The sequence below is a fragment of the Thermoleptolyngbya sp. M55_K2018_002 genome, from assembly GCF_015295965.1.
Taxonomy (GTDB): Bacteria; Cyanobacteriota; Cyanobacteriia; order Elainellales; family Elainellaceae; genus Thermoleptolyngbya; species Thermoleptolyngbya sichuanensis.
In genome coordinates this window covers 1-1,589 of sequence record NZ_DVEA01000019.1, presented here as the reverse complement: position 1 = coordinate 1,589, position 1,589 = coordinate 1, and the positions used below count along the sequence as shown (strand labels likewise).

The 1,589-nt window shown below is 60.9% G+C and carries 2 protein-coding genes; both read right to left on the bottom strand.

The genetic code is table 11. The features are described 5' to 3' along the window. The coding region (locus IGS51_RS00785) for a glycosyltransferase (protein WP_297074901.1) at window positions 1-842 on the bottom strand (842 nt) is incomplete at its 3' end. Continuing rightward, window positions 843-1,358: a hypothetical protein gene (locus IGS51_RS00780; RefSeq protein WP_297074900.1), complete on the bottom strand. Its 516-nt coding sequence runs from the start codon at window positions 1,356-1,358 to the stop codon at window positions 843-845. It abuts the gene before it with no gap. Window positions 1,359-1,589 lie beyond the last annotated feature (231 nt).

The window sequence follows — 1,589 nt, the reverse complement described above, 5'->3', positions numbered from 1 at the left end:
AGATAGCGCGGAATATCGGCATGGGGCACAGACTCAACCCATCGGAGGCGATCGCCCAACCCCGCCCGCTGCATCCGCGTCGCCACCTCTGCCCGCAGCGGGCCCCGCCCCACCAGCAGCCAGCGCCAGGGCAATTCAGGTAGCCCCGCCAGCGCCTCTGCCAGGGTTCGCAGTCCCTTTTCTGGCACAAAGCGTCCGATATAGCCCACGGTAAATTCTTCAGGACAGTCTTTGGGCAAAAGGCCGAGGGCCGCCGCCATCTCCGGCTGAGGGCGGGGGCAAAACTGCTGCTCATTCACCCCAAGCTGGGGCAGCACGGTGACTGGGCCACGGTAGTCGCGCTGTTGCAGAATCGCCGCCGCGTCCCGATTTCCGGCGATCGCCCCGTCGGTGTGATGCAGATTATAGCGCTCCAGCCAGAGCAGCGGCGGCCGCAGTCTGTAGGGCAAATTCCACCAGGTAAACAGCACTCGCTTTGCGCCCAGCTTTAGCAGCCGATTCAGGGCAATCAACTGGGCATAGGCCAGGGACTTTGCCCCCTGCTCCACCTGAATCACGTCCGGCGGATGCTGCCGCAGCAGGGACACCAGTTCGGCGCGAAAGCAGAGCAAACCCTGATGCGTCTGGCTAAAGTTGCCCACGGGCACGACGCGGAAGTTGCCCCGGTCATAGCCCTGGGGACGAATCGTGCCGCCCACCACGCCGCCCGGTTTCCAGGTGCGCGGCACGACCACAGTAATATCCAAGGGTTTGCCCCCATCAACCGCCAGCGCCGCCATTGCCTTCAGCTTGTCGCAATTCAGATCCACGATGTAGGTATGGCTGACGACCCAAAGGCGCATCTAGGGCGAAACCTGGCAATAGGTGTTGACCTCATCCACCAGCGGGCTTTCCTGATTGGCGGCGGTGAGAAACTCCTGATGGGCGGCTCTGGCAGCCTCAAAGTTTTCCTGCTGAAGCGCGGTAGAGACTTTGCGGGCGGCGGTGATGATCTGGTCGTAGAGGGTCAGCAGTTGCCCCTTATAGTCATTCAATTGGGCATCGCTGAGGTCTACGGCAGATACGGCAGCCTTGCCCTGCTCGAAGCGGTCGGCAACGGCCGAAAATGCCTGGTCATTGGGCTGGCTATTGGCTTGCACCACCGCCTGCACCTCTGCGACCGTGCTGTTTACCACCTGCGATAGCCGATTGCACTGAGCCAGCTTGCTTTCGCTACAGCCTGTGGTGAGGAGGGCGATCGCCAGTCCACCAGCCCAAACGCCGCGGCGAGATGGTCTTGCCCGACCGGAAGGGCGATCGCCCCTAGCCATAGCCCGCCTTGCATCCGGTGTTGCCGTTCGCAATGTTGAAATCACCATAGAGAGGGCCCCAGAAACTTGGCTCTGGAAAATGCAGTCCGGCTCGATAATAGCAAGCTCCGATGGCCGCCGCTACTGCAAATATCGCCGAGGTGCTGACTCCTAGTGCAGGACAATTGACGGGGGCGATCGCATCCAGTACAATCGTCCATCAAGCTGTAATTCGATTCCTATCAGTGCAGCTTGCCTTTCCCCCGAAATTTTGGTCGTTTAGTCACCCACGGTGTCGGT

Bases quoted from the DNA above. Each gene is read 5' to 3' on its own strand.
- IGS51_RS00780 (WP_297074900.1), bottom strand. From the start codon at position 1,358: ATGGTGATTTCAACATTGCGAACGGCAACACCGGATGCAAGGCGGGCT.